This window comes from Chondrinema litorale (genome assembly GCF_026250525.1).
GTDB lineage: Bacteria > Bacteroidota > Bacteroidia > Cytophagales > Flammeovirgaceae > Chondrinema > Chondrinema litorale.
Genome location: NZ_CP111058.1, coordinates 67,902 through 91,844 on the forward strand (window position 1 = coordinate 67,902; position 23,943 = coordinate 91,844).

Genomic DNA, 23,943 nt, shown 5'->3' on the forward strand with positions numbered 1-23,943 from the left:
TTATCTTATAATTGCCAGTTTATAGGAGTTTCGGGTTGGTAACAACAAAATGTACCCGTTTTTACAGAGAGCGAAAAATGCTTTGCCAATGCAGGATGCTGGCTTTCTATTTTTTTAATGGCACTCCTAATTCTCCAAGTTACTGCCGAACGCGCTTTTTCAATGCTAGAACCAGTTTCTCTGGGTTTACCATCAATACCCAAGTTTTTAGTAAGATGATCTACCAATTGTTCATACTCTTCTTGTAAGCTGCCAAGCACTTCATAATTATTCATATCTTCTGCCTCCGCAATTTCGTGCTGCAAATCTTTTATACGCTTTACATAATTAGACTTTGCATATAAATCTATCACCTCTACACCTTGCGAATCGGATGCTTGCACACCCATTAATTCCATACAGTGGATTTCTCTTTCTGGTGATTTTAATAAGGCAAGTAAGTCGTGAAAACCTTTGGCATCTTTTAGCATTACTGTTTTTTGTTGGAAAGTCATTTCCCACATTTCACCTACTTGCACAAAAGCAGCTTCTGTCTGTTCCTTTGGCTTTACAGTTTCTGGCTGCGTATGTATATTGAGTTTGTTAGAAATAAATTCCCAGAAAGGTTTCAGGTTGGTTTTGTCTCTGTAAGGATTCACCGAAACATGCCACTCAAATGCTTTTTGAGAAAAAGAATCGGTTCGCCAATCCATGTTTTTGGTGATTTGGGCATTCTCTGTATCAGCATCATTTTTAAGAATATATGCCTTAAACCTTTTCAAATAAAGCTGCCAACACTCTTTTACCTTTTCCATATCAGAAAGGTGGAAATATATGGCAGCCATATAAGCCGGTAAATCAACCCAATAGTTATTAATATCTATTTTTTTAGCATATTCAATACATTTCTCATAGTTGCCCAACTCAAAATATATCTGTATACCATAAGTATAATAGGTATCATTATAGAAAGGATTGAGTTTTTTTGCCCTTAAAAAATATTGCTCGGCTTCATCTGCATAACCCAAAAAGCTGAACCAAAATGCTACATGTAACAAATTCTGTGAGTCATTCGGATTCATTTTTAAAGACTTTCTCAAGCAATGCTCAGCCATCTCAAAATCTTTAGTGTACAAATAACATCTGCCTAAAATCATTAATGCTTGATAGTCGTTTTCATCCAGTTCGAGTGCCTTTCGAGCATTTTCCATCGCACCTTTGTGGCTTTCGTCCCAGCGTTCCCAAAGCTGGCAACTCCATTCATTAAAATAAGAAAGTGAAATACCCGTATGTGCACGAGCATATTTCGAGTTGATTTTTAAAGCTGCTTCAAAGTACTCTCTGGCGATTTGGTCATCTTCTAAACTGCATTTTTTGAGGTAATCCATTCCAATGAGCCAGTTCTCGTAAGCAGCTAGTTGTACAGTTTGTTTTTTGTATGAAAAAGTAAGTAAATCATAATCGATTTTCTCCTGCAAAATACTTACAATTTGCTGAGTGATGGTATCTTCTGCATTTAATAAAGACTCTGGCTTTACCCTATATTGGTTTGAAAAAACCACCTTTTTATCTTCGGTTCTAATAAGTTGTAGACCAATACGAATATCGATGCCTAGATTTAGAAAGCTGCCTGTCACCAAATAGTCGGCACCGAGTTTATGTATTTCGGCTTCGTTAGAAATATCTTTAATATGTTGTGTAGAATATTGAGATATAACCGAAAGCCCCATAAACATAGAAAAGTTGTTTATGAGATCTTCTGTAAAGCCTAAATGCAAAGGGCTAAACTCATCAGGATTATTGTAAAGTTGGAAAGGTAAAACTGCCACCGTAATTTCCTTGTTCTTTGTCGCCGTGGGTGTATTCATCACTCAAAAAATTTTAACAAAAAAGACATGTACCGAAGCTTGTGTTCGGCAATGTATGAATGCTAATACTGGTGGTTTAGTAAGTCGGGAAGTATTTTATAAATTCTAATATAGTGAAATAAGTTCAAGCAGTGTATAGCTTTATGCTTGCCGGAAGATTTTATTTTTAAAAGGCGTGTATACTATATTATGAGTAAAAGATTTATATCAGTTGCTAAGATTTTAGCCATAAAAAAAGCCGGACAAGTATCCGACTTTTTTCTATCTATTCATCCATTTTTAATTATTCAACTCTCCATTCCAGTATACCTGCCGAAACGCTGTCTTGCATTGTAGCATTTAGCCTGATGGCAGTAGTAGTTACTGGCTCGAACTCAACGGAGTTGAATTGGTTGAGTTCGGTATTGTAAGAAGTTTTATTTTTTACCGGAAGCCACTCTTCACCTTTTAAGTATTCTAGTTCCCAAGATTTAGGCGCTCTAGCTGTGTAATCGTAATGGTCGTAGTTTAACCAGTATACATCCGATTTAGATATTTTTACTGGTTTCTCGAATTCGTATTTTACCCACTCTTCTGAGCCATTTTTTAACCACCAAAAAAAGAAGTTTTTATCTACATCACCTGAGTTTTTTGGGGTAAATCCATCTTTTAATCCAAAGCCCTTGTCGTAACCTTCTACCGAAGGAGTCGCTTGAGCTGTTAAAGAATTCATGTCTCTTACTACAGCCGTTTCTGCATTATCTGGCATCCAAATAAGCATTTCAGATTTGCCACGGTTATTCCAGCTATAGTATGGAATTGCTTGTAATGCGACATCCTCTTCTTTTATGGTTTCACCTTCTTTAAACAAACCTTTTCCGGCAACATCTAAAGTAACTACACCACCTAAAAAGTCTTTTTTATACTCAGCTTTCACCTCCGCTCCTTCTGGAACATAAGTACTAAAAATGCTTCCTTTATCGTAGTCAACACCTTCGAAACAATATACAACCGGCCCTCTTTGGAAAGTAGTTTTACCTCTGTCGTACACTACATTTTCGTGTGCTTCTACTCTTTTTACTTCTAATGGAAGATTCACCAATACAACATCACCCGCTTCCCAATCTTTAGAAAGTGCCGCATAACCTTGTTCTGTTTTGTAGTCTACTTCTTCACCATTGATACTGATTTTTATATTCCCTTTTTGCCCTTCTATAAACTTGTATAAATCTGAAGGAATCGCTTCATTTTTAGCCCAACCCGGAATTCTAATTTTTAAGTCAAGTTCGCTGCCAGTGGGTTTGGTTACCTCAATAGCTACTTGACCTTCCCAAGGATATTTGGTGGTTTGTTTTAAATGGAATTTCTTGCCTTCAACATCCAGTTCAGACTCGCCTGTTGCAAATAGATTTACATACACAGCATCATCTTTTACTGCATATTGATAACCCGGAACTGAAGCCATAAATCGGGTGATGTTGCCCGGACAACAAGCACAATCGAACCAAGGAGCACGATCGTGAGAACCGTCTGATTCTAATGGATTGTCGTAGAAAAACTTGTCTCCACTTAAAGAAATACCTGCGATAAGACCATTGTAAAGGGTTCTTTCTAAAACATCGTAGTATTTAGAATCACCAAATAATAAGAACATGCGGTGGTTCCAATAAACATTTGAGATTGAAGCACAAGTTTCGCAATAAGCCGTCATGTTTGGTAGCTCGTAATTCTCACCGAATCCCTCACCCATCGATCTAGCACCTATACCACCTGTGATGTATAACTTTTTAGAAGCTACATTATCCCACAAGTTTAAAATTGCTTTTTTGTAAGCTTCGTCGCCTGTAAGTGCAGCCACATCTGTAACACCAGAATACAAATAACCAAAGCGCACTGCATGTCCAACTGCTTCTTTTTGGTCTACCACTGGCATATGATCTTGGCTGTATTGGCTTAAATCATGACCATCTGTAGCAATACCAGTTTCGTCAATAAAATATTTGGCCAGTTTTAAATAGCGATCGTCACCAGTTTCACGATACAATTTCACAAGTGCCATTTCTACAATTGGGTGGCCAGAGGGGCAATGTTTCTGCTGCTCAGACGGACCAAAATCCTGATCAATTAAATTAGCATTTTTGATCGCAATCTTTAATAAATTGTCTTTACCTGTTGCCTCGTGGTGTGCTACGGCTGCTTCTAATAAGTGACCAGTATTGTAAAGTTCATGACTGTTTAATCTCTCCCAACGTTTAGAACCCATCCAACCTCTTAAGCGCTCACTCTCGTTGGTTCGAGCAGTAAACAAATAGCCATCTTCTTCTTGCGCTGCATCAATCAAATTGATTACACTATCTAGAAAAGCATCTAGTTTTTTGTCATCTTGCACTGCCAATGTGTAAGAAGCACCTTCCAATACTTTATAAACATCGGTATCATCAAAAGGGAAATTTCCAATGTGCTCTCCGTCTGATAAGCCGCCAGCCAAAGCAAAGTTGTGGAACCTGCCTGTTTCTTCGCATTTGCCAAATGCACTTGGGATTGAGGTGCCTCTATTCGTCTCAATTTTAGGAGCCCAAAAGCTATCGTTAAATTGTACCGAAGTAAATGTAACTGGCTGTATTGGATAGTCTTGTTTTTTCTCCTTCTGCTCACACGCAAACGGAGTGGCTATGATTAAAATAATTAGCGTTAATTCTAAAACCTTCTTCATTCTGATTTTCTAATATTATTAATAATTCAATGATGTCTTAATTATTTAGTACTAATTCTGAGAACAGTTACCGACCAAGGTTTAAATGCCATTTCAAACGTTGGTTTAAATTCTTTATAAACAGTTTCTACAGGCACATACTTTTCTGGTTCATCTAAAGAGTTTTCTGCATCGGCAGACTCTGCTGAAAGTGTAATTACTTTTCCAACTGGATTCACTTTTTCCACACCTTCCAAATTGATTGCAGTCTGGTAAGGGCTGTCACTAGCATTTACTACCTTCACTACAATTTCACCAGTTGCTTCATCTTTTCCAGCAATGCTAAAAAATCTTCTTGGGTCTTTGTAGGTCATCAGCAACTCCCCATCTAAATAACAATCAATGGTTCCATTATTTACTTGTAGCTCCACATCGTACCATTTGTCTGTTTCAATAGGGTTTTCAAGTGTAACTGGTTGTGTTACCATCGCATCGGTACCATTCGTTACCAATTCAAAAGCAGCTACACGATTTAGCCAAGCACCAATATGCGCTCTCAGGTAATTATCATGATCTTTAATGGCAATAGGAATCATAAAAGCATTGTAACCGCCAGTTCTTCTTGCTTTCAGTTTTAAGGTATAAGCACTGTAATCTTGATCTTTCAGAATTGCTAGAGGCCAAACTCCATAATCTGTTTGTGCCAAAGCGCCATCTTTTACTTCCCAATTGCCGCCAGTTGTTTCCCACTCGTCTGCACTTTTTGCAAAATCTGATTGATATATGGTTTTACCATCTTGAATGATTTCAATATCCTTAAATTCGGCATAAGTATCCCAAGTGCTTAAACCAATTTTACCTTCAAACTTAGATGCACTTACTTCTTCATTGGCTTTAATATCAATCTTAGTATCTAGGTTTACAGTCGCCTTGTTCTCATTGAGCATCTGGATGGCATAGTAAGAAATTCTGGCAAAACTTCTTTCATTATCGAACCTAATGAGGTTAACTGGCCAATCGGTATCGTTCATATTCTCAAGTAATGGCGCATAACTAGTCATAGTGATCATGTCGGAGTTGCGCTCCATACCTAATATATAAGTAGCATCATTTAAAGCCGCCATCATATTTCCGCTACCTACGCCACTATTACAAGCATACTCACCTACATACAATTTCCAATCACCTCTCTCATATTTATCGTACCAATCGTGATAGATCATTGGCCAATAAATACCTTTATATGCATGCTCATCAGCTATGTCCATTTTGTCAATCGATTCAACTGTAGGCTTATCTACATGCGAAATTCCCATGCTAGCAATAATGGTTAATTGCGGATATTTATCTTTTATCGCTTTATAGAAAGTGTTAAACCTTGCTCCATATTCTGGACCTTTTTGCTCGTTTCCCACTTCTATATATTTAAGTGGAAATGGTTCTGGATGTCCATTAGCTGCTCTCACTTTGCCCCATTCAGAATCAGCTGGACCAATGGCATATTCAATTCCATTCAACACATTTTCTATAATCGATGGAACATGATCTTCTGGCAAATAAGGCCCTGCACGCATTTCGCAGGCAATACCACAATTAAATACATACATGGCATCTGCATCAATGTCTTCGCAAAACTGCAAAAATTCGTGGTAGCCAATTCCATCACTAGACCAGTATCCCCAAGGACTGTAAGTACCCGGCCTATCGATTAATTTACCCAAACTTTTTTGCCAGTTCGGTGCACTTTCTACACTTATGCCTTCTACAAAACAACCACCCGGCCATCTTACAAATGCAGGTTTTAAATCAGCTAAGTACTGAGCCAAATCTGGGCGCATGCCATTGGGTCTGTTCTTAAAAGTTTTTTCAGGAAACAAAGAAACAAAATCTAACCATGCTATTCCTTCTCCTTCAAAAGTGATATAGAATTTTGCTTTAGCTGCTGATGCAGTAGCCTTTAAAGCGCAAGTATGCTCTTGCCAACTTTTTGAGTTTACTTTATTAAAAGTATGTTTTGCCAATACTACTCCCTCTTCTGTTTCGAGCGAAACAGTTACCGGGCTTTTATATTTTTTATCAGTTCTGAGGTAAAATGATAAATTATAAGTGGCTCCATTTTCTACTTTAATTCCCCAAAATCCTTCGTTTGCAACTGCTACTCTTCCTTGGTTATCATAACTAGAAATATCTATCTGCAATGAATTTGGAGTCGCTTTGGTTAATGGCTGATCTTGAGTAAGAGATATTTCTGCTTCAGATTTACCAGAAGTAGCTAGAGACCAAGCAGGCCAATCGTTGGTAGGCTCAAATTTCATCTTCCAATCTACAACTTTACCTGTTCTAAAATGCGGGGTTCTCGGCGGGATAATCCAACCTGAATCCAGAGAACAACCTTCAGGCACGCGACTTTCTTCAAATCCCCTATTCTGTATTAACTCAGCATATAATCCACCTTCTCCTCCATGGCTAATTTCCTCGAAAAAAATACCATGCAAATCAGGTGAAACTTCTGCTCCCAACTCTTTTGCATTGATGGTGATGTTGGCTTGTTGAGAAAAGAGTTTAAATGATACTGCCAAAAAGAACAGCGTAAATAGAAAGAATTTGTTCGTCATAATAGAGTTGAATAAATCTAATTTTTTAAACATCATAATTTAACACTTCTCAAAAGCAGGCAGTCTTAATTAAAAGACTACCCACAATCCATATTTACATTTAAATGATTTCAATTTCTCTGTAAAAACACATTGTTATTTAATGCGAAATACAAAAAACCAACCTGTTAAAAAGCCCATCCATTTTACTCTGCAAAATCCCTATCTAACCATTTTTTAAAAGTAGCGATCATTCAAATTTCAGTTTTCTAAAATTTTACCCACTACTAGTACGATTTTGATGACATATTCAAGTATTTAGGTTAAATTATGCAGTTTTTTACTTGAATATCTAATCTCACGGTTTACTCATGCAAAAATAGTATAAGTTATAGTCAATATCAGTCTTATATGTGTATTACTTACACTTTAAATTTGTAAAGCACATTAATTAATCCGCTCGGATTTATCTCATTTCTTATAAAATCAATTATTTAAATTATTGGGAAGATAAATATGGACAAAAGCATTCATCAAAGGTTCTCATCAAAAACAGCATTTTTACTTAGTGTTCTAGGTATAGCAATCGGTACAGGAAACATCTGGCGGTTTCCAAGAATTGTTGCCCAAAATGGTTCTGAAAACGGAGCCGGAGCATTCATTTTTGCTTGGGTTATTTTTCTACTTACTTGGAGTATACCTTTAATTATAAGTGAATATGCCATTGGCAGAAAGTTTAGAATGGGATTGATTGGTGCGATGAAGGGAGCTACAAATGGCAAACTCACATGGATGGGTGCTTTTATGGCTTTTGTAGCTACAGCCATTACATTTTTCTATTCTGTAGTGGTGGGTTGGTGTATCTATTATTTCTTCTACATGATGAGCCACTCACTACCAGAAAATACAGAAACCGCCATGTTTATCTGGAATAGTTATCAAGACAGTTACTGGCCATTAGCCACACACACATTGGCTCTAGTTGTGGGTTGTTTGGCTATCTGGAAAGGCGTTTCTTCTATCGAAAAGGTAAATAAGGTTTTAATTCCCAGTTTGTTGGTGATATTGATATTATGCATCATAAGAGCACTTACGCTAGATGGTGCGCTAGAAGGAATCAATTACTTATTTACTCCAGATTGGGCTCAACTGAGCAACCCTAAAATATGGGTGGAAGCACTCACGCAAAATGCTTGGGATACAGGTGCTGGCTGGGGACTTTTTATTACCTATGCCGCTTACATGAAATCTGAGCAGGGAATTGTGAAAAATGCTTTCTTTACCGGAATTGGTAATAACTGCATCTCTCTCATTTCTGCCATCGTAATTTTCGGGACAGTATTCGCTATCTTAAAAAATGATATGGGCATGTCTGAAACGCAGCTACTCGAAGTTGTAAAAACCAGTGGGCCTGCCTCAACAGGTCTTACTTTTATATGGATGCCGCAATTGTTTGCCAAAATGTTTGGTGGAAATGTATTGGCTATTTTATTCTTTATGGGTTTAACCTTTGCCGGTTTTTCTTCATTAATCGCACAGTTAGAATTACCTGCCAGGGTTTTTGTTGATTTTGGTTTTTCGAGAAGTAAAGCACTTTTAATTATAGGTATTGCCAGTTATGCATTTGGTATCCCTTCGGCAATTAGTCTAGATATATTAGGTAATCAGGATTTTGTTTGGGGTGTAGCACTTATTCTTTCGGGTGTATTCTTTTCTATTGTGCTTATTAAATATGGACTGGATAAGCTTAGAGAAGATGAAAACCAACAGCAAAACGATGACTGGAAGATTAAACCTGTCTGGAAAATTATTATGAACTATCTGGTTCCTCCTATCGGTACTGGCTTGGTTATTTGGTTTTTGATAGATGCTGCTAAAGTCGATAAATGGTACGATCCATTTAAGTCTTACAGCCTAATGACATGCCTTTTTCAATTCGCTATAGCTATTAGCTTATTCATGCTATTAAATAAAAAGCTGAATAAGCACGTAAAAGAAGATACTAAGAAGCAAGAAGCTGTGGAAAGTATTTGATGATGCAGTTTTTTTTAGCAATTCATACAATCATTTAAATCCATATTAGATAGTTTAATTATTTGTACTTTTATCTTGATATAAAAGTACGGCAGCGGCCAACCGTCAAAAGATCAAGACTGTAGCCAAAATTTTTATTAGAGAAATAAATATCAATTAAACATAAAAAAACCGGGCATTTCTGCCCGGTAAACTATTCACTCATTTTACGCTGTTCTAAACTTTATCTCCGACTACACTTACGCAACTGGAATCATCCTTTTGTTTTTCATACCAACTAATGTTTTCGATTTCATCTTAAGGGTAAGTATTCCATGCTTCATTCTAGCCTCTATTTTATCTTTATCAACTCCGTCTGGAATTTTAAAAGTTCTGGTATAGGATGAATAACTGTAAGATTCACTCATCCAGTTGTTCCCATTGTTTCTTTTTTCGGATTTCTTTTCAGCCGAAATAATTAAATAATTATCCCTTATTTCAATCTGTATATCTTTTCTCTTAAGACCCGGCATCTGAATTTTCAGGTCGTAAGCATTATCATCATTAGTAAACGCTGTAGTTATATTTTGCAAACCATTACTTAACCTATCTGGCAGCAAATTCAATTTTCCTAAAACCTTATTAAACCATGTTGGAATATCTTTTTTTAGGTTGATTTCTTTATCTAAAAGTTTCATAGCTACCTCCACTATTTAAAACAACATAAAGAAATTATTTACTTATGTAAAGGGTGGATAAAACCACCCCCACCTTATATCTTAATCGCTTTATTTCACATCAATCAACTTAACTGGTTTTGGCTTAGCTTCTTCCTTTTTAGGAATATCAAGCATTAAAACACCATTTTCGTAGCTAGCTTTAATTTGATCGCTATCTACAGTTTCTGGCAAATTGAATGATCTTACAAAGCTCTGATAGCTAAACTCTCTTCGAGTATAATTGTCTTTGCCAACTTCCTCTTTTTCTGTTTTGTGCTCAGAAGAAATGGTTAATTTGTCGTTGTCTATTTCCAGTTTAAAGTCTTCTTTTTTCATTCCCGGAGCTGCCATTTCTACTGTAAACTTTTCTTCTTCCTCTTTAATATTTACTGCAGGAAGCGTAGTATTGGTGCTAGAAAAATTACGTGTTGGCCAATCGAATAATTCTGTGTTAAAAAACTGATCTAATAATCCTCCAAATGATTGTGTTGGAAAATAATTGTCGTGATTTCTTCTTACAAGTGACATGTTAACCTCCTGTTTTTAAGTTGAACATAAATTTTGTAAATCTGATAAGCTATATTCAGAATTAATGCCAAGTGGTTTTTTGGTCAATTTTGCAGATTTCCAATGACAGAAATTATATTAAATATGACATTTTGTCATCTAAAACCCTTTAGTACAGTCATTTTGTCACTACTCAACTAAATCTATTTTCTTATTCTTATTTTCTGCCGATTAATCAATTTGTATGTGGAAGTAGACAGTAGGTTGACAAAGGCAAATTGTCAAAAAAATGGTATTTCAATTTTCAGCAATTAATAGACTTTTTTAAACTAAATAACCGGTTTCTGTAAACTTTTATAAAAGAATAAAAACGGCATTCTGTGCAAATAGAAGCATTTTTTTACGAAAACTGTCTACATATTGTACACACTTAAAATCTCCTCGCTTACCTTTTGTCTACCTCATTTTTTAGCCTTTCCGCAACCATCCCCGTTAACTTTGCTGCACAGTTACAGATTTAAATTCACATCACGAAATTTAATTCTTAGTGTCAAATTTTTTTTATAACTCAAACTATTATTTCAGATGAATTCCTTTAAAAGAAACTGGATTTTAATGCTTTTAATCGGCTTGACTTCTTTTGTAATCTCATGCGATGAAGATGACTATAATGACGACGATGATATATATCCAGAAGATTATACAGTACAGCTTGCTAGTACTTCTGAATTTGGTAATATTCTTACAGACAAAGAAGGTAACTCTCTTTACTTTTTTGGTAGAGATGTAGAAGGTATCAGCAATTGCGCAGGTGGTTGTTTAGACAACTGGACAGTATTTTATGAGGCTGACATTAAAGTTAGTGAAGGCTTAAGTAAAAATGATTTTGGTACAATCACCAATACAGATGGTGGCAAACAAACCACTTACAAAGGATGGCCGCTTTATTTCTTTAATAATGATAACACCCCAGGTGATATTAATGGCGACAAGGTACTAAACTTATTTTATGTAGCTAAGCCAGATTACACATTAATGATTGGTGGTAAAGATATCGCTGAAGACATAAACATCTACTTGGTAGACCAAACTGGAAATACACTTTACAACTCATCTAATGATGAAGAAGATATAAGCAATTGTTCTGGTGGTTGCCTTGATGTTTGGCCTCCATTTACTGAAGACATCAAATACTTACCGTCTATTCTTGTAGCATCTGACTTTGGTAAAGTGGATGGTTCTGATCAAAATACTTACAAAGGGAAACCAATGTATTTCTTTGCTAACGATGAGAACAGAGGTGATACTAACGGACATGATGTAAATGGTTTCTTAGTATTCGGTAACTCAGATATTTCTGAAGAGCTTTAATCAATTGATATATAGGCAGGTGTGTGATTATCGCACCCTTGCCTTCTCAAAGAAACCAATATTCAACACCTCTTTGTAATTTCAACCAATAAATAAATAATTGACGAATGCCAGCTGAACTAGCCAGATATACTTTAAGCAGAAGATTTAAAATCAAAATACAGGATATGATTAAGTATATATTCAACTGTCAGACAATAGCTGTTTTATTTGTTTTATCGCTATGCTGGTTTTCGTTTAATCAAGCTCAGGTTTTCAATAAAAGAATAGCATATCATTTAAGTGCAGAGCAGGTTTTTGAAGAGTTTACTTTAAATAACCCGAAGGCTATTCAAAAATATTTGGATAAAGAACTGTATGTATCTGGAAAAGTACAACGGGTAGCTAAAAATGATAAAGACGAAATTATAGTCTATTTAGGCCCTAGCAAGATGCTATACTATTTAAAATGCATAATGGATAAAGAGTCATCCTCTTTAAACAAAGAATTAAAAGAAGGTATGTGGGTAGGATTAACAGGAGTGTGCACAGGGTATACAATGAATGTAGATCTTAGTAATTGCCAATTAGTTAATCCTTAATTTTATAAGTAAATTAGTAAACACCAGATAGTAATATCATTACATTAAAAACGATTTTTTAATCAGCAAATATCTCCAAACTAACCATTACAATCAGCTTTACAAGCCAGCCCGATTATTAAAAATATTAGCTTGAATAACCAGTGAAGAACACTCGGTTATAAAATAGCCAACCTCATTACTTTGTGTTTAGTAAGTCGTGGGTATGGTAGCCGTATTTTACGGCTACTATATTTTTCTTTTTGATTAACACTAAACATACTTCACAGACACAAAAGTATTCACTCCTTATTGTTATAAATTATGGACAGATTAAAGAATTTGAATTATCAAAGGATACAATTTATCCTATTGTATTTGTTTATACTAGCCAGTATTATTTCGTGTAATCAGTCTAATTCGCCAGAATTAAGAGCTCCTTTATTTGATAATCTTGGAGAACACAGCTTAAAGATTAGCACCAAATCTGATTTAGCTCAAAAACTTTTTAATCAAGGGCTTAACCTCACTTATGGTTTTAATCACGACGAAGCAGCAAGAGCATTTAGAGAAGCTGCCAGAATAGATTCGACTTGTGCCATGTGCTATTGGGGAGTTGCCTATACTTTAGGACCCAACATTAATGCAGCAATGGACGATGCCAATTTAAAAGAAGTAAAAACTTCCATAGAGAAAGCAAAGAAGTTTAAAAACATAGCTTCAGATTGGGAAAAAGCATTGATAGAAGCAACGGCTAAAAGATACGATTACAACAAAACTGAAGATAGAAGTATATTGGATGTTGACTATGCAAACGCAATGGCACAAGTACATAAGGATTTTCCCGAAAATTCTGACATTGCCAGTTTGTATGCAGAATCTTTAATGGATTTACACCCTTGGGATTTATACGAACATGATGGCTCTGCCAAACCATGGACACAACCAATTGTTGATGTTTTGGAGCAAACATTAAAAAATGTTCCCAAACATCCATTGGCTAATCATTTATACATACACTCTATTGAAGCTTCTAGCGAACCTGAAAGAGGCCTCCAAAGTGCCAATGTAATTAGTGAGTTAATGCCAGGTGCTGGACATATGGTGCACATGCCTTGTCATATTTATATTAAAACAGGGCATTATCATGAGGGAACAGTTATTAATGAAAGAGCGGCATTTGCTGATAGTGTCTATTTGGCAACTTGCGATGCACAAGGACTCTATCCAATGGCATATTACCCGCACAATTATCATTTTATGGCAGCAACAGCAGCCTTAGAAGGCAGAGCTGATAAAGCATTGGATGCAGCCGTTCAGGTAGCAGCACTGGCCGACACCAGTTTTTACCGCAAACCAGGTTACGAAACATTACAACACTATAGCACCATTCCTCTTTATGTGATGGTAAAGTTTGGGCAATGGGAAAACATTCTCAATCAAGCATCTCCGGATGAAGATTTGGTCTATCCGAAAGCTGTTTGGCATTATGCAAGAGGCATGGCATTTTCTTCTCAAGGTGATAAAGTAAAAGCAAATGAAGCGCTTGATAGTATTAAAGAAATTGCCAAACTTGATGTGCTCAATGAAATAACCATTTGGGATTTAAATGCGGTGAAAGACCTAGTAGACATTGCTGCGCTTATGTTGGAAGCTAACATTAATGAAAAAGAAGGAAATTTTACAGAAGCAGCTGAGATGTTAGCAAAAGCAGTAGAAATTGAAGATGCGCTAACCTACAATGAACCGCCAGACTGGTTTTTCTCTGTTAGACATAATTTAGGAGCAGTGCTATTAAAAGCTGAAAAATATGAAGAAGCAGAAAAAATCTACTTGGAAGACCTTGCTTTTTATCCTGAGAATGGATGGGCACTTAATGGCTTATACAATTGCTTAATAGCCCAGAAAAGACCAGAAGAAGCAATTAAGGTAAAAGAGCGATTTAATAAAGCATGGCAATATGCAAATGTTCAATTAGACGATTCTAGAATTGATGTACTTGCTGTAAAATCATTTAAAATTAAACAGCCAAAATCATATCTGGTAAATATTCCTGTGGTTGCTATTTGTAAAAGCAACAATGGATAATATACAGGTTTTAATCAAATAGCTTATTCAATTTAATAACTCTTTCTACAGAGAAAAAAATTAAATAATTAGCATATCCCTTATAATTATATTTAGTTACAGATAGAATCACCTGTTCTTCAGGTGATTCTTTTTTTATATACATCAAATTGGTATATTTAGAATAACTAGACACTATTAACCATCTAAATAGCATTTAAGATGCTCAAAAATCTCTTATTTGCTGTAATTTTTTTTTCAACCTCCCAAATAGTTTATTGCCAGTCACTGGCGATTCAAGAGTTCAAAAAACAATTACAAGCAGATGATAAGCAAGATACCACCAAGGTAAATTTGCTCAATCAAATCGGCTTTTCTTATTGGATATATCAGGCAGATAGCTCTGAGGTATATGGCACTAATGCATTAAAGTTAGCCTCAGAAATAAAATACCTCCCAGGTATGGCCTATGCCAACAGAATTATTGGAGTTGCTCACTGGGCAAGAGGCAATTACGAAGGTGGCTTAAAACATCTTTTAGAATCTCAAAAGCTCTATCAATTATTAGAAGACTCTCTCGGTATTGCCAACTCTACCATGAATATTGGCTTAATTTACAGCGACCAAGGAGAGATAGATAAAGCCCTTAATCACTTTCTGGAAGCTTTTCATACTTTCGAAAGGCTAGATAAAGCTGAAAGGATGATTAATACGGCGAATCACATCGGCAAAGCTTATTATCGGGATAATAATTATAATAAAGCTTTCGAATACTATCAACTCGCATTAAAACTCAGCAAAGAGGTAAATTCCATTTACGGTTCGGGTACAGCGCTGCACAATCTTGGAGTATTATACAAAGCTCAAAACAAGCTCGATTCTGCCAAAATACTCTGTTTAGAATCTATGGAATATCAGCAGAAATTTAGCGACAGAGTGGGTTTTGCTGATAATTATGAAACACTTGGCGACATATTCTTCGAAATGGGAGATTACAACAAAGCAAAAAGCTATTACGAAGAAGGGGTTGAAAAAGCCAAGTTGGTGAGTTCTAAAAAAATACTGAGTAACATCTATTCAAAGCTGAAAGAAATCTCTGTCATTCAGAAAAATTACAATCAAGCTTTAGAATATCAAGAAGCTTATACTGCCTTGCAAGATAGCATGATGAATATAGAAAAAATGCGGGCAATGGTATGGCTAGAAAACAAAAATGAATTGGAACGCAAAAATCAGGAAATTACCATTCGAGAACAAAAAATAACGCTACTACGCAAAGAACAGCAACTCAACAATTTATGGTTAAACATATTTGCAATCAGTTTTGTGCTTGTTATAATACTAGGTTTTCTCATCTATCGCATCCAAAAAATAAAACACGATAAAGACAAACAACTCTTCTTAAATGAGCAGGTTCTCAACAAAACCAAGATGGAAAACCAACAACTAAAACAAGAAGAATTAACTAGAGAGTTGCGATTTAAGAACAAAGAACTCACAAGTTATACACTCAACTTTATTCAAAAGAATGAGCTGATGGAAGAGTTAAAGTTGAAAATTATAGAAATTAAAAAAGCTGCGCCAAAAGATTTAAGTAAACCTTTAAATTCATTATATCGCCAAGTAGAAGGCAATTTCCACAATGATCGCGATTGGGAAGATTTTAAATTATATTTTGAGAATGTACACAAAGACTTTTTTACTTCGCTTAAAGATTACTGCCCAGAACTAACTCAAAGTGAATTAAAATTGTGTGCTTTGCTAAGACTAAATATGAATTTAAAAGAAGCAGCCACCATTCTGGGTATAGCTCCAGAAAGCGTAAAAACAGCCAGATACAGACTGAGAAAAAAACTCAACTTAGAAAGAGAAGACAACCTGATTGACATTATCTTACAAGTAGAAAAAATGAACGGTAACCTTAAACCTGAAACCAGTAAAACTTAAGTATCGAGTGCTGTGGTTGCCCAAACCAACAAATTTTGAATTTGCGATATGTTTCTTTTTATATGCTTACATGTAAAGAAAGTCCAAAAATATTGGAATATATTTCCCCAAAAATTAAGTGCTATATAAATTACAGTGTCTTAGTTTAAAATTTAAAACAAGGGTGATGAAAAAATTTCCAGAAGGGTTTATTTGGGGTACAGCAACATCTAGTTATCAAATTGAAGGTGCTTGGGAAAAAGATGGAAAAGGTTGGTCTATTTGGGATGCTTTCTCTCACACTTCCGGCAAAACTGCCAATGGCGAAACAGGAGATATTGCTTGTGATCATTTCCACAGATATAAGGAAGATATAAAAATAATGGCTGATATGGGTTTAAAGGCATATCGCTTTTCTATATCGTGGCCTAGAATTTTTCCTGCGGGCACAGGCAAAGTAAATGAGCAAGGGTTGCAGTTTTATTCTGATTTGGTTGATGAGCTTTTAAAATACGACATTGAACCTTGGGTTACGCTCTACCATTGGGATTTGCCACTGGCTCTACAAATGGAATACGACGGTTGGTTAGGTGATAAAATAGCTGATTTTTTTGCCGAGTATGCTGAGGTTTGTTTTAAGAAATTGGGTGATAGGGTAAAAAAATGGATCACGTTAAACGAACCTTGGGTAGTTTCAATTCTTGGTTATGGTCAAGGTGTAATGGCTCCGGGAAGAATTTCTAACAGCGAGCCTTATTTGGCTGCCCATAATTTATTACTCGCTCATGCAAAGGCGGTTAAATGCTACAGAGACAAATTTCAGGATGCACAGAAGGGTAAAATTGGCATTACAAACAACTGCGACTGGCGAGAACCTTTAACAAGAAATCTGGAAGATCAGGTTGCTGCACAAAGAGCATTGGAGTTTTTCTTAGGTTGGTTCGCAGACCCAGTTTACTTTGGCGATTATCCGCAAGTAATGAAAGAGCGCGTGCAAGAGCGACTTCCATCATTTACAGAAGAAGAGAAAGAAATGTTGAAAGGCAGTAGTGATTTCTTCGGATTAAACCACTACACCACCATGATGGCAGAAGCAGATACTGGAAAAAAAGTAGAGCAAAATGTATATGGTAATGGAGGTATTTCTGAAGACCAAGAAGTGATTTTACATGTAGACCCAAGTTGGAAAAAAACTGATATGGGTTGGGCAATTGTACCTTGGGGTTGTAAAAAATTACTTTTATGGATACAAAATCGCTATAAACCAGAAGAAATTATTATTACTGAAAATGGTTGTGCTTTTGATAATGGCCCTGAAAACGGAGTGGTAAAAGATACCGGCAGAATCGATTTTTATGATAGTTACTTATCTGAAGCTCTATTGGCTATTGAAGATGGTGCTAAACTCACCGGATATTTTGCATGGTCGTTTATGGATAATTTTGAGTGGGCACTTGGCTACGGCAAAAGATTCGGGATGGTACATGTAGATTTCGAAAGCTTAAAGAGAACTCCTAAAAATTCAGCTTTATGGTATAAAGAAGTAATAGCGAGTAATCAATTACCCGAAAAATAAAATGGAAATGCCCCAAGACTGGGGCATCTCCAAAATTTATGTATAGAACCATATTTTGTTTACCATCCAAAAATCTGAGAAAGATTAGGATTTAGAGTTACCTGAGTTTGAGGTACTGGGCGGTAGTAATACTTTGGTGCAACAAACTCACCTCTATCTGCCACAGTTTGTACAGTTCCAGACTCTCCGTTTTCTAGATATACAGAAGCATCATCACCTTGGCTACCCACTCTGTAATATGTCAGTGTTTCTCCCAGTTCATTTACTTCTCTGTCTTCTCCTGATGGAATTGACTCAGAATTAGCGATTAAAATGATATCTTCAATACCATCACCTGTTAAATCATATTTGCCAAGTCCCGGAAAATACAAACCCTCTGGCTCAACTTCTAAGTTATCACCAGCTCCCCAGCGCATGATGTCATCATAGCGATAGCCTTCTAAGGCCAACTCAATTCTTCTTTCTCTTCTAATTTCTAACAAAGTTGCATTGCTAATTGATGGATATCTTGCCTGTTGCACAGGGTCAACCTCAGGGTTTAACATTAAATCTGGCATGCCAGCGCGTGCACGTAATTGATTGATAGAGACATCTAAATCTGCTTGGCTAAGTTCTCCCAACTCTGCTTTTGATTCTGCATAAATTAAAAGAATCTCGGCATATCTAATTACTGGAAAATCAACACTGTTTATTACCTGCTGATCGGTGTTATTTACATAGCCCTTGATCATATGATAGCCTGAGAAGTTCTTTTGCAATTGCTGTATATAAACTCCCCCACCTTGAGCATAGGTGCCTGTATTTATCAGTTCCCAACCCGGAAAAGCATAAGTCTGGCTCAATCTAGCATCACGGCTTTCAAATTCTTCCACAAACTGCTTTGTCTCATAGCCATCTTGGTTAGCATAATAAGAACCATCTGCCATTAAATAAGACTGCATTAAATCTTTAGAAGGGCTCGACTCATAGTTTCCAAAATACCATTGTCCCCAGCCACTATTTAATACATCCGATTCGTAATAAGTACCCAAAATCACTTCTGGATTGTCTTCTAAACTAGTGCTTACAAATAACTCAGCATAGTCAGTTGCAGGATTTCCAGTATTATAGATTGAGAAATCACTATTATTCATAATGTCTTGGGCAGTTGTAGCAGCAGTATTTAAAAACTCAGTAGCTGTACTTTCTAAACCTAATTCACTATGGTATTTTCTATAAGTACCTTCATATAAAGCAAAACGAGCTAAAAACGATTTTACTACCCAAACATCCACTTCATCCGTCGCCTGACCATCCTGTACATACTCCGCAGCAAACTCAAGGTCTTCCATAATCTTACCTACTACAAATTCTCTTGAATCTCTTTCTTTGTAAAGGGCTTCTTCGTCACCAGTTTCAATTGGCTCTTCATACCAAGGCACATCAGAAAAACGCTTTACTTTATTGATGTAAAATTTGGCTCTAAAGAATCTACCTACACCTACATAGTGATTAAGTAATTCTTCACTTATTTGCGCTTTGCTACTGTTTGCAAGAAAGATATTGATAGCTCTTAAATCACCCCAATCCCATCCGCTAGTAATCGTTGCAGCAGAGGCATTACTTACCATAATGGTTTTTAACTCTGTATTACCTGTAGTTGCTTGGTTATCTGTAGCAGCATCTCTTCCGTAGCTACCAATACCAGCAAAATTGTACAAGTTGTATAAATAAATTTTAAGGTCTTCTTCGGTATTAAAGAAGTTTTCAGTACCAATTTCAGTTTCAGGGAAACGCTCTAGAAATTCATCATTACAGGCTGAGGCACTAAAAATCAAGCCTACAACTAATATGATTTTATATATTTTTTTCATGTTATTATTTCAGCTTAAATCTTAAAAGTTCACATTCAGACCAATCGCATATCTTCTTAAGAATGGATAAGAATATCCTTTACCAGTACCTCTCGCAGTACTTACTGATGGATTGTATCTCAAATTATCGTTGATAGCCTCAGGATCGTAATAATCTTTCACTTCAGACCATTCTGCCAAGTTTTCACCACTCACATAAATTCTCACATTACCCACATTTATCTTATTTGTAAGACTTGGAGGAAGTGTATAGCCAATAGTTAGGTTTTTAAGGCGGAGGTAAGCTGCATTTAACATATAGCGAGTTTGCGGAATTGCCAGACCCATAGATTCATCCACTCTTTCGCCAAGGTTTCTATCTGCTAACCAAGATTGTAAAACAGGATATTTTGCGTCAAGATTAGCATCTGCCAAACCTGCATCTATATAAGCTTGCGAGTGTTGTGCTCTTTCTACTTCGCTATCTGCAGTGGCTCTGTAGAAATCTAACAAATGAGGTGCACCACCAGCATAAGGTTGCTGATAAAAACCCCAGTATAAGTAATCAAGCGGATAGTAATCTCTTTTACCAACACCTTGTAAGAATATGGAAGCATCAAACTGTCCCCAGTTCATACTTAAGTTTAAGCCATAGCGATAGCGTGGAGAGATGTTACCAATAACTGATAAATCTTTAGGATCAGAAGTAGTTAATCCTTTTTCGATAGCACCGTTACCATCTAGGTCTTGATATTTTGGCCAACCCGGCACAATTGTAAGCGCTCCCCAAGGAATAATGCTTGATTCGTCTAAAGAAGCAATCTCGTCTTCGCTTTGGAATAAACCATCACTTTGTAAGCCCCAGATTTCACCCAATTCCATGCCTTCATAGTATTGAGTTAAGTTTCCGTTTGGATTGTCAAATCTGGTGATGTACGATCTACTATCTGAAATGATAAACCTTGCATTAAAGCTAAAAGGTTTGTTTGCAACAAGGAACTGATCGTTGTAAGCCAAAGAGAATTCCCAACCTTTGGTTTCCATATCAGCAGCATTTTCTTTTGGTTCGCCTGCACCTAAAACATCTGGCAAATCTCTACCTTGTGTAAGCATATCCTTGGTGTTACGCTTATAGATATCGAAGTTTGCCGTAACTTTTCCATTTAAGAAACCAGCATCCACCCCAAAGTTGAAAGTAGAAACACTTTCCCAAGAGTAATTTGAAGAAACTAATTGAGGAGGAGTAATCGCAACTGGTCTTTCACCACCTACAAGCAAACCTGCCTGATATGCATCCATACTTGAGATATAACCATACTCTCCTACTGCTTGGTTACCCAAAGAACCATAAGAAGCTCTTAGCTTAAGGGTACTCATTACATTTTCTAATGGTGTAAAGAAAGATTCTTCATCAACTCTCCATGCTAATGATGCAGAAGGGAAGAAACCAAATCTGTCATCTTTAGGGAATTTCGAAGAACCATCGTAACGACCATTTAACTCGAAAATGTAGCGATCTTTTAAAATGTAGTTCAATCTGTAAAATGCACCTCTAATTGCCCAATCAGAAATTTCTTCATCTACTAAAGTATTACCTGTAGCGAGAGCAATCGTTGGCAGCGAAGCAGAAATTACATCATTACGCTGTGCATAAAACCACTCACTTCTATAATACTCTTGATTAAAACCAGCAATGGCGGTAAGGTGGTGTGCACCAAAAGACTTATCGAAAGTACCGTAGATATTTAAGACATTGTACTCTTCTGTTTCTGAACTTTTGTAAGCTGTATTAGAACCTGTTTCTCTTACATCTTCTGGACCATAACCAATCTGATATTTTTTAGTATCCCAAGCTAAAGTTGTCTCTCCTCTACGGAAAGTAAAGTCAGCATTTAACTTTAAGATATCTTGCAATACACTTACTTGTGCAGTAAAACGAGATTGTAGACCATTATACGTTTCGTTTGACATGCCGCCATTTGTTAATCTAGCACCCATACTTCCTACAGAAGTATTTGCCCAAGTACCATCAGGATTTTTATCCCAATCTGTAGGATGGAAATTGTAAATAGAAGTAATATTCATTTGAGTAGGGATTACTCTATCTGTAGCAGAAAGGAAAGTGTTATTTCCCACTTTTAACCATTTATATGGTTGATACTCCACTTTACTTCTTACACCAAAACGATCGTAATAATCGTCGGCCAGTTTTAAAGCACCATTTTGTTTGTTGTAATTACCAGAAATAAAATAGTTGGCTTTGTCAGAAGAACCAGAAAGGGAGATTTGGTGGTTTTGAGAAACTGAATAATCGCTCATAAAATAATCTGCCCAGTTTCTATTTCCCATATACTCCCAGCTAGAAGCATCATTCGGGTTTACTCTTACTCCTGTAGTTCCATCAGGATCGTCTGAACGCTCTCTTGCCCATTGGTAAGACTCATCACTGTAATTCACATTATCCCAAGGAGTATTATCGGTTGAAGTCTCCAATAACCTCATATAAATGTAAGGGTCTGTGATTTTGTTCGGAAGAATGGTTGGCTTATCCCAAGAGAAGTTGTTTGAATAGCTAATTTGCATTCTCTCTCCTTTACCAGTTTTCGTGGTAATCATAATAATACCAAAAGCGGCTCTAGCTCCATAAATCGCAGCTGAAGATGCATCTTTTAACACAGAAATGCTTTCTATATCTTGAGGAGAAATTCTATTTAACTCAATCGGTTCAGAAGGAACACCATCGATTAGAATCAGAGGATTACCACCATTTATCGAAGTAAGTCCACGTATGTTGATGTTGGCAGCCTTACCTGGCTCACCACTCATAAAATCTATATTCAGGTTGGGCACTGCACCTTGTAAACCTTGGGCGATGTTAGAAATTGGTCTGTTTTCTAGTTGCTTGGCATCTACCTGATCTACCGCACCAGATAGGTTTACTTTTTTCTGAGCTCCATAACCTACAATTACTACTTCGCTCAATTGCTCAACATCTTCATCGAGCTTAATATTAAAGGTGATTTGCTCACCCACCGGAATCTCTTTGCTTAAAAAACCTACATAAGAGAAAATTAAAACAGCATCTTCGTTTTTAACTTCTAACCTGAAGTTACCATCAATATCAGTTACGGTTCCTGTGCTAGAGCCTTTAATAATTACACTCACTCCAGGAAGCGGCATATCTTCTGTATCATTTACAGTTCCTGAAACTGCAACTTGCCCATAAGCAAGCATATTACTTAGCATTAAAAAACACCAGACAAAAGCTGAAAACCTCAGTAATCGCTTCATCCAGACTTTGAAATTTGGTAAAAAAAAGTTCATATAAACCTGAAGAGATTAAAAATAAAAATTGGCTAATTTGGGGTTTACCCAGTCACATTTGAATCTATACAAAGGTTTAAAAAGCAAATTACATGGCTGTTAAGTGAAATTTACTATTATATTAAATGAATATTCAAACAATCTATAATTTGTTTTTTTTGTAGATGTACCTAAATTGCGTATATGGGAAGAAAGAGTTTATCTGAGGTTAGGAAAAAGCAAATTGTAGAAGCTTTTTATGAAGTAGCCAAACGAGAAGGGCTAGAAAATGCCTCAATTGCAAAAATTGCAGATGAGATGGGTATACAACCTAGCCATGTAATACACTATTTTAAAACAAAAGAAGACCTCATTTTTTCTTTGATAGAATATAATCTGGAAAAATACAGCTTAATGTATCAACCAGAATTTGATGATTCTCTTCCCCCACTTGATGCATTAAATCAGACTATCGATAATTTATTTTCTAAACAGTGGAATGCTTTGTATGATGATGGTGTGTTTTACAGTTGCTATGCATTAACTTTTAGAAACCCAGAAATAAGAGAGAAATACAGAGCCTTGCACGATTCTTTGCACGAAATGCTAGCAAGTGCCATAAAGCGTTGCAACCAAACTGGAGATACTAATGTAGATGATGTAAAAGCCACTTCTCAGTTAATTTTTACCATTATTGACGGTGCTTACTATTATCTAAGTATGCTGGAAGACAAACAAGAGTATTTAAAAAGAATGGAGTATTATAAAAACACTTCTTTAAAGCTACTAAACTTGGATAAGCAGGTATAAAACTTTTTAGCTGTAAAACAAAAAACTCCGGCACCATTGGCAACCGAAGTTTATAATACACAATGCTATGATTTCACCTAATAAAATCTTTTAAGCATTATTGGTCTAAAAAAACAACAAACAAGCTAGATTAAAAAATACAGTCAA

General features: G+C 36.2%; 14 protein-coding genes. 7 read left to right on the top strand and 7 right to left on the bottom strand.

Annotated elements, in window-relative coordinates; translation table 11 throughout:
- Positions 1-5: 5 nt before the first annotated feature.
- The 3 genes from OQ292_RS36110 to OQ292_RS36120 form a co-directional block, all read right to left on the bottom strand.
- Positions 6-1,847, bottom strand: coding sequence for a tetratricopeptide repeat protein (locus OQ292_RS36110; RefSeq protein WP_284689132.1), 1,842 nt, complete (start codon positions 1,845-1,847; stop codon positions 6-8).
- A gap of 283 nt (positions 1,848-2,130) precedes the next feature.
- Positions 2,131-4,539 carry a glycoside hydrolase family 127 protein gene (locus OQ292_RS36115; protein ID WP_284689133.1) on the bottom strand — a complete coding sequence of 803 codons (2,409 nt, stop codon included), beginning with the start codon at positions 4,537-4,539 and terminating at the stop codon, positions 2,131-2,133.
- Positions 4,540-4,580: 41 nt separating this feature from the next.
- The gene (locus OQ292_RS36120) at positions 4,581-7,169 is read right to left on the bottom strand and encodes an alpha-L-arabinofuranosidase C-terminal domain-containing protein (protein WP_284689134.1); all 2,589 of its coding nucleotides are present in this window, start codon (positions 7,167-7,169) and stop codon (positions 4,581-4,583) included.
- A 459-nt stretch (positions 7,170-7,628) separates the two neighbouring features.
- On the opposite strand from OQ292_RS36120, the gene OQ292_RS36125 reads away from it, so the two are divergent.
- On the top strand, positions 7,629-9,146 hold the full coding sequence (locus OQ292_RS36125; RefSeq protein WP_284689135.1) for a sodium-dependent transporter: 1,518 nt from the start codon (positions 7,629-7,631) through the stop codon (positions 9,144-9,146).
- 239 nt (positions 9,147-9,385) lie between these two features.
- On the opposite strand, the gene OQ292_RS36130 is transcribed toward OQ292_RS36125, so the two are convergent.
- Together OQ292_RS36130 and OQ292_RS36135 are read right to left on the bottom strand one after the other, a co-directional pair.
- Entirely contained in the window at positions 9,386-9,823 is a 438-nt protein-coding gene (locus OQ292_RS36130) for an Hsp20/alpha crystallin family protein (RefSeq protein WP_284689019.1), read from the bottom strand.
- Positions 9,824-9,913: 90 nt separating this feature from the next.
- Positions 9,914-10,372 (bottom strand): Hsp20/alpha crystallin family protein, encoded by a 459-nt coding sequence (locus OQ292_RS36135; RefSeq protein WP_284689020.1) that lies wholly within the window; start codon positions 10,370-10,372, stop codon positions 9,914-9,916.
- Positions 10,373-10,936: 564 nt separating this feature from the next.
- Between OQ292_RS36135 and OQ292_RS36140 the strand changes: the two genes are divergently transcribed.
- The 5 genes from OQ292_RS36140 to OQ292_RS36160 all read left to right on the top strand — a co-directional run bounded on the left by OQ292_RS36140 (position 10,937) and on the right by OQ292_RS36160 (position 17,851).
- Positions 10,937-11,722 (top strand): hypothetical protein, encoded by a 786-nt coding sequence (locus OQ292_RS36140; RefSeq protein ID WP_284689021.1) that lies wholly within the window; start codon positions 10,937-10,939, stop codon positions 11,720-11,722.
- A 107-nt stretch (positions 11,723-11,829) separates the two neighbouring features.
- Complete coding sequence (locus OQ292_RS36145; RefSeq protein ID WP_284689022.1) at positions 11,830-12,303, top strand: OB-fold protein; 474 nt, start codon at positions 11,830-11,832, stop codon at positions 12,301-12,303.
- Positions 12,304-12,606: 303 nt separating this feature from the next.
- Entirely contained in the window at positions 12,607-14,370 is a 1,764-nt protein-coding gene (locus OQ292_RS36150; protein WP_284689023.1) for a tetratricopeptide repeat protein, read from the top strand.
- 201 nt (positions 14,371-14,571) lie between these two features.
- On the top strand, positions 14,572-16,296 hold the full coding sequence (locus OQ292_RS36155; protein ID WP_284689024.1) for a tetratricopeptide repeat protein: 1,725 nt from the start codon (positions 14,572-14,574) through the stop codon (positions 16,294-16,296).
- A 166-nt stretch (positions 16,297-16,462) separates the two neighbouring features.
- Complete coding sequence (locus tag OQ292_RS36160; RefSeq protein WP_284689025.1) at positions 16,463-17,851, top strand: GH1 family beta-glucosidase; 1,389 nt, start codon at positions 16,463-16,465, stop codon at positions 17,849-17,851.
- A gap of 59 nt (positions 17,852-17,910) precedes the next feature.
- Here OQ292_RS36160 and OQ292_RS36165 read toward each other — a convergent pair whose 3' ends face one another.
- Together OQ292_RS36165 and OQ292_RS36170 are read right to left on the bottom strand one after the other, a co-directional pair.
- Complete coding sequence (locus OQ292_RS36165; protein WP_284689026.1) at positions 17,911-19,704, bottom strand: RagB/SusD family nutrient uptake outer membrane protein; 1,794 nt, start codon at positions 19,702-19,704, stop codon at positions 17,911-17,913.
- Positions 19,705-19,725: 21 nt separating this feature from the next.
- Complete coding sequence (locus OQ292_RS36170; RefSeq protein WP_284689027.1) at positions 19,726-22,974, bottom strand: SusC/RagA family TonB-linked outer membrane protein; 3,249 nt, start codon at positions 22,972-22,974, stop codon at positions 19,726-19,728.
- A gap of 216 nt (positions 22,975-23,190) precedes the next feature.
- On the opposite strand from OQ292_RS36170, the gene OQ292_RS36175 reads away from it, so the two are divergent.
- Positions 23,191-23,796: a TetR family transcriptional regulator gene (locus OQ292_RS36175; protein ID WP_284689028.1), complete on the top strand. Its 606-nt coding sequence runs from the start codon at positions 23,191-23,193 to the stop codon at positions 23,794-23,796.
- Positions 23,797-23,943 lie beyond the last annotated feature (147 nt).

What these genes read in the sequence shown, in the direction of transcription:
- OQ292_RS36110 (WP_284689132.1), bottom strand. Translation starts at nt 1,847, where the DNA reads ATGAATACACCCACGGCGACAAAGAACAAGGAAATTACGGTGGCAGTT.
- OQ292_RS36115 (WP_284689133.1), bottom strand. Translation starts at nt 4,539, where the DNA reads ATGAAGAAGGTTTTAGAATTAACGCTAATTATTTTAATCATAGCCACT.
- OQ292_RS36120 (WP_284689134.1), bottom strand. Translation starts at nt 7,169, where the DNA reads ATGATGTTTAAAAAATTAGATTTATTCAACTCTATTATGACGAACAAA.
- OQ292_RS36125 (WP_284689135.1), top strand. Translation starts at nt 7,629, where the DNA reads ATGGACAAAAGCATTCATCAAAGGTTCTCATCAAAAACAGCATTTTTA.
- OQ292_RS36130 (WP_284689019.1), bottom strand. Translation starts at nt 9,823, where the DNA reads ATGAAACTTTTAGATAAAGAAATCAACCTAAAAAAAGATATTCCAACA.
- OQ292_RS36135 (WP_284689020.1), bottom strand. Translation starts at nt 10,372, where the DNA reads ATGTCACTTGTAAGAAGAAATCACGACAATTATTTTCCAACACAATCA.
- OQ292_RS36140 (WP_284689021.1), top strand. Translation starts at nt 10,937, where the DNA reads ATGAATTCCTTTAAAAGAAACTGGATTTTAATGCTTTTAATCGGCTTG.
- OQ292_RS36145 (WP_284689022.1), top strand. Translation starts at nt 11,830, where the DNA reads ATGCCAGCTGAACTAGCCAGATATACTTTAAGCAGAAGATTTAAAATC.
- OQ292_RS36150 (WP_284689023.1), top strand. Translation starts at nt 12,607, where the DNA reads ATGGACAGATTAAAGAATTTGAATTATCAAAGGATACAATTTATCCTA.
- OQ292_RS36155 (WP_284689024.1), top strand. Translation starts at nt 14,572, where the DNA reads ATGCTCAAAAATCTCTTATTTGCTGTAATTTTTTTTTCAACCTCCCAA.
- OQ292_RS36160 (WP_284689025.1), top strand. Translation starts at nt 16,463, where the DNA reads ATGAAAAAATTTCCAGAAGGGTTTATTTGGGGTACAGCAACATCTAGT.
- OQ292_RS36165 (WP_284689026.1), bottom strand. Translation starts at nt 19,704, where the DNA reads ATGAAAAAAATATATAAAATCATATTAGTTGTAGGCTTGATTTTTAGT.
- OQ292_RS36170 (WP_284689027.1), bottom strand. Translation starts at nt 22,974, where the DNA reads ATGAAGCGATTACTGAGGTTTTCAGCTTTTGTCTGGTGTTTTTTAATG.
- OQ292_RS36175 (WP_284689028.1), top strand. Translation starts at nt 23,191, where the DNA reads ATGGGAAGAAAGAGTTTATCTGAGGTTAGGAAAAAGCAAATTGTAGAA.